This window comes from Mesorhizobium sp. M0601 (assembly GCF_040320845.1).
In the GTDB taxonomy this organism is placed as follows: domain Bacteria; phylum Pseudomonadota; class Alphaproteobacteria; order Rhizobiales; family Rhizobiaceae; genus Mesorhizobium.
This window is the reverse complement of sequence record NZ_JAMYQK010000087.1, coordinates 1-5,060: the sequence shown is the minus strand read 5'-3', so window position 1 is coordinate 5,060 and position 5,060 is coordinate 1. Positions and strand designations below refer to the sequence as shown.

5 protein-coding genes and 1 pseudogene are annotated in these 5,060 nt (G+C 59.5%); 4 read left to right on the top strand and 2 right to left on the bottom strand.

From position 1 onward, the window contains the following. Window positions 1-284: 284 nt before the first annotated feature. From NKI41_RS32725 to NKI41_RS32710, 3 genes are all read left to right on the top strand, one after another. Window positions 285-1,229 (top strand): hypothetical protein, encoded by a 945-nt coding sequence (locus NKI41_RS32725; RefSeq protein WP_352687120.1) that lies wholly within the window; start codon window positions 285-287, stop codon window positions 1,227-1,229. A gap of 91 nt (window positions 1,230-1,320) precedes the next feature. Continuing rightward, window positions 1,321-2,355, top strand: a complete 1,035-nt coding sequence (locus tag NKI41_RS32720; RefSeq protein ID WP_352509250.1) for a toll/interleukin-1 receptor domain-containing protein — start codon at window positions 1,321-1,323, stop codon at window positions 2,353-2,355. 386 nt (window positions 2,356-2,741) lie between these two features. After that, the gene (locus tag NKI41_RS32710; protein ID WP_502901272.1) at window positions 2,742-2,864 is read left to right on the top strand and encodes a hypothetical protein; all 123 of its coding nucleotides are present in this window, start codon (window positions 2,742-2,744) and stop codon (window positions 2,862-2,864) included. On the opposite strand, the gene NKI41_RS32705 is transcribed toward NKI41_RS32710, so the two are convergent. Both NKI41_RS32705 and NKI41_RS32700 read right to left on the bottom strand, forming a co-directional pair. Next, window positions 2,861-3,559, bottom strand: a complete 699-nt coding sequence (locus NKI41_RS32705) for a thermonuclease family protein (protein ID WP_352509248.1) — start codon at window positions 3,557-3,559, stop codon at window positions 2,861-2,863. The genes NKI41_RS32710 and NKI41_RS32705 overlap by 4 nt on opposite strands. 123 nt (window positions 3,560-3,682) lie before the next feature. Then, window positions 3,683-3,955, bottom strand: a complete 273-nt coding sequence (locus NKI41_RS32700; protein WP_023680062.1) for a hypothetical protein — start codon at window positions 3,953-3,955, stop codon at window positions 3,683-3,685. Between the two features lie 921 nt (window positions 3,956-4,876). Between NKI41_RS32700 and NKI41_RS32695 the strand changes: the two are divergent. Beyond that, window positions 4,877-4,981: pseudogene (locus NKI41_RS32695) on the top strand (integrase core domain-containing protein); the annotation flags it as partial. Between the last annotated feature and the right edge of the window lie 79 nt (window positions 4,982-5,060).

Below are 5,060 nucleotides of genomic sequence, written 5' to 3'. Positions count from 1 at the left end.
CCTTATAGCATTGGCCGCCTGAGCACCGCGGTGTGTCCGCCGCTCCGCTAAACACGGGGGCTGCGCGGCGGACACGCCGACGTCACAGCTACTGCCACGCCATTTTTGCAGAACTTGACGCACACAACTCATCCGCTCGCAATGTAATAGAGTACACGTTTCCTGAGGAATACACTGGCCACGCAACCTACCGTGAGGCTCCTTATCATCTGCGGGACCAGTTCATAGAACACGTCAAGCAGTCCTATCAGCCTGAAACTTTCCCCGGACTCTACTGGGGTCGCGTGAACAAGAATGAGCCATTCGAAATCATCCACACGTTCGCTGTGGATCGAAAGAAACGGCCCGAGGGCGACTACATTCCCTGTCCGATGTGTCAGCGGCGGGAGAAATTTCTCGAAGGCTCCTTCGTCTTTATCTTCAACCGCCAGTGCATCGCGGTGATCGGCCACGACTGCGCCTCAGCGGAGGTCAAGCATGCCGCGTTCTCAAAAAAGAAGCAGGACGACGAGCGGAGGCATCAGGAAGACTTCCTGATGGCGCGGCTGACGCACGTTCCCAGCATGCTGCGGGAGTTAGAAGCCCTGAAGCCGATCGCAACCGAGATCGAAGGCATCTTCCATGACTTCCGGAAGGACGCGCCGACGATCCACAGAGCCCTGCGGCAGGTCCGCAAGGCCGGCGGCGAATACGTCCTGACGGAAATGGTCGACAACGAGGCTGCCGAGTTCGATCCCCGGCTCCCGAAGAAGCTCGCGCGGAACAGCTACTTCGGAAGCATGCGCGGTGACACGCTGGTTGGCGCAAGCTGCAAGTTCCTGACCGAAGTCAGGCGCTACGAACAGTGGCTTCTTTCCTTCGACGGCTGCGACGACGAAGAAAAGGCCATGGAGGCGACTATTGGCTTGTTGCAGCGCAAGGAGGCCGCCAAGGCGGTCAGGTACATCGGCGAAGCCGCGAGGCGGATGGACAAGCTGAGACGGGCTATGTCGGCCGCCTGCTTTTTCTTTGCTGACACCCATATCGAAGACATGAAGGAATGGGCGCGGGATCGGCTCCAGCCCCATCCGTTCACTGTGGACCGCCACGTCCGGAACGACGGAATTTCGCTCGCTTTCTCGCGCGTCACCGGAAAAGATGAAGAACGCGAGTATGCGCGTCTCTTCCTGAGCAATGCACTCGCCGAATGGGCGGATGCCAATCGCGTCGCACCCAAGCTCGAAAACTGAAATGCTCTGACAAGGGGGCAGCGGAACGCTGGCGGCACTTGCATTTGGGAGCCCGGCGCAGATAACTTGCCGACCTCTATCGGGGGCCTCAATGACCGACATCTTCATCAGCCACGCAGTGGCCGACGCTGCGCTTGCCAATAAGTTCGTTGCCTTCCTGAAAGAGGCTATCGGCGTGCCCGCCAAATCGATCTTCTGCTCCAGCGTCGACGGCCAAAACATCCCATTTGGAGATGACTTCAACGATTACATGAAGAAGCAGATACAGAGCCCGAAGCTCGTCATCCTAATGATGACACCGTGTTACATGGAGAGTTGGTTCTGCCTGATGGAACTTGGCGCCACCTGGGCGAAATCGTTGAAAGCGCTCCCCATCGTAGTGCCGCCGATCAGGTTCAGCGCTGTCTCTGGTACGCTAGGGCTGAAGCAGGGGTGGAGCATCGACAACGATGCAAAGCTCGTCGATCTACGCCAAATGATTCAGGGGACTGGAACCGCACTTGAACCGCGGACTGAGCATGACTGGGACAAGAAGCGGGCGGCGTGGAAGGTCGACCTGAAGAAATTATTGAAGAACCTAGCTCCCGCAACCAACGTGTCCGCCTCCGAACATAAGGCCCTACAAGACGAGCTCGCGGAGCTGAAACAGGAACTGGCAGGCCTCCAAGATGTGTATGACGAGGCGAGCGAAACGATCGAAGAGCTCAAGGCCGCGAAGGACCCTGTTGCAGTCAAGGCCATCATGTCCAAGAAAACCAGCGTCGATGCCGAGGCCCGGTTCAAGGAAATCCTGAAAACGATCGTCGACCTTCGACCACGAGTCAGCATTTACTTTTACCGCAATCTCATCATGGACCTCTATGGGAAGGCCGTCCCCATTGTCTGGTACGATAGCGACCAGAAATCGAATGCCGAAATGGCGATCCAATACAACATCATGGACCCCGATCCGCCGCATGCGTATTTATGGCGAGGCAAGAAGCTGAAAAAGGTGCAGGCGGCCGTTAGGGCGCTCGACGAATTCCTCGAAAGCGAGGAGGCGGCAGACTTTGTAAAGGAGCACGAGAGCTCCGGCAACACGATGGACACGGACGACCTGGAGTTCTGGGAAGACAACCTGAACTAATTTCGGCGCGACCGATATGATAAAGCCCCCGTCGCGCTAGGCGTTTTTCAGGGAGCGCATCCCCTGCCGGGCATCCTGAACTCCTCAGCGAGGGTAGACGGCACGATTCCGCTGGCGACATCCCGGCGGACGACACCGGCATTCATATCTTACAGGGCTCTCCGACGACCTGTGCGACCGATGGAGGGGTGCGATCTTTGCGTTGAACCCAATCAACCCTGACGCCGCACGCCACTTTTGCACCAGTGCGCGGGAGATATTCACGGAAATCCTGGAGGTTTGGCCGAAGAGGGCGAGGTCGAAGGCGCCGACCCCCAGTGTGACCGCACGCCCAAGGCAAGCCCACCCGCAAGGCGAAAATCCGCTATCTTCTCGGCAAGAAGGGGATGCTGCACGACAAGCTCGAGGTCTTCATCGAGACCGACATCACCAACATCGTCCAGCTTTTCGGCGTCTCCAACCAGGCGACCCACGGCCGTGGCGCGCTTACTCCGTTACATTTCAGCTAGCAGAGTGTTTCGCATGGGATCCCATCCTTATCGCGATCGAGTTTTCCGCCCCATGAGCAGTTTTGCAGGTACCAGTTGGCTTCATCGCAGGAACCGATCTGCTTGCACGTTCTCCGCGGCTCGCAAGAATAGCCGCTCTGCGCGACCAGCTTACGGCTGATGATGCCCAGCGGGCGACTCGACGGCGCCGCGGCGTCGGCGTGCGCAGCGCGCCATTCCCAGGGTGCCTGAAACGTCCCGGCCCACAGGCCGATCTTTGAGGCTTGGGCTTGCGCCTGCTGCCCCGCATAGGCGCCCTGGCTGTAGTTAGGCCAATCCAGCGCCTGGCCGTGCTCGACCATCCAGGCGGCCACGCCCGCGCCGTCGGCGCGCCGACAATCGCCGACAAAGCGGTGGTAGCGGTCCCACGTCACGAATGTGCATTCGAGCGGCCTCGACGCGGCCAGGAAAGTGTCCAGCGCTTCGGCCGATCGCCGGCCGCAAGGATACTCGGCGCCATTCGCATCGCGGCACAGCTGCCGGCTCTCTGGCGCGTCGATGCCGTTGAAGCGGACGCGCTGGCCGTGGATTTCGATCGTATCGCCGTCAATGACGGAAGCGACACCGGTAAGCGAGGCGGGCGCCGCCCTTCGTGGGCTGGCCTTTGATGCATCGTCGCTACGTTGCGCGCCCGACGGCGCCAGGAAGGCGGCCACCGCCGCCGCTGCCGTAAGACCGAGCATTGCCGGCACGCTCGCAAGTTGGCGCCGCCACAGCTTGGCACCGGTGGGTCTCTGCCACCGATTGGATCGATATTTGCGGTATGGCCTGCTCATCCGCTACGCCGACCAGCCCGGCCATGCGCTGTCGACCATGGGCAGGCCGGCGCAATAGTAATCGTCAAGGAACCGCCCGGTGGACCGGTCGCGGCAGCGCCAGATAACGCTGTAGTTCTGGCCATAGAATTGGTCCCACGCGACGCCATAGGTTTGTGGTGGCGGTGGCCGGTAATATGTTCCGCCTCCATAGCCGTTGTTGGCAGCGACACCCACAGCTGCGCCGCCGACAGCCGCGATCGCTATGCCTGTCGCGACAGCATTGTCGGTTTGCACAAGCCTGGTGCACCTCTCTGCTGTTGCGCCCCTGCGCACTAGAAGGGCCGCTACCCTGCTACGATACTGTTCGTCCGTGCTGCTGGCGAGAACGTGACATAGCGCAACGGTATTCATTGCCGTGAGATCGCTGTCCGACACGACAGCGCTCGTAGAGCAGCCGCTGACGCACAGGGCTGCACTTGCGATGAGTGCTCCAATTTTCATGTGAATCCCCCAAACAAATATTGGGGCGAGTCCGACCTAGAAGTCCAGAGTTTTGTTTTTCACTTTGCTACGATTCACAGCATGCTCCGGCTAGCTGGCATCCACTGCAACCAACCCTTCCGCCGGTCGTTGACTGATGCTGGGTTGATCTCAGCCACTCCAGAACTTGCCCGCTGGCTCAAAACCGGCGGGCTTTTTTTCCGCGACGCCGGAAGGCTCTATCTCGCCGTATGTTGTGGTACATCGGCACGCCGTCATCGGGCCGTGCCGTTGACCGAGGTGGTCCCTCCGCCATGGTCGGCCGGCGCAGCCTTGACCGTCCGCGCGGGCCATCCCAATCAAGCCCGCTGGCTTCGGTCGGCGGCTTTTTATTTGATGCCCGGCGCCGTCGGCTTGGATCTAGATCCTCGCCAGTGCCGGATTGAAGGTAAGCTGCGGCGGTATGATCGCACTTCGCGCGGGACGGACCATTGGTGTGCAGCAAGAGCGCCGAGTTCATTCGGCCAAGATTCTGCACTAGGCCGAGGTAGGTGAAGGCAGATAGCTATCCGGTAATCGCTGAGATATTGGAGATAATGTTCCCCCATGGAGGTGTGTACCAGTATTATAGGTTTCCAAACTTCATGTACGAACGCCGTGGACGAGCTGCTGTGTGCGCTTGCCGTAAATCGCTTCCGCGAGTTCACAGTCGGAGGTTGGCTAGGACCCTAACGCGAGAGCTTCAACGGCCCCCTTCGCGATGAACTCCTCAACGAGACGCGGTTCACGTCCCTGGCCCAGGCCCGCGCGAGGCTCAATGTATGGCGCGCCGATTACAATCCTGTTTCATAACACCCATCTGTCTATGTCGTTGAAGTGAATAGGTTTTGCTGATCTGGATGCGATCCCGTGGGGTATT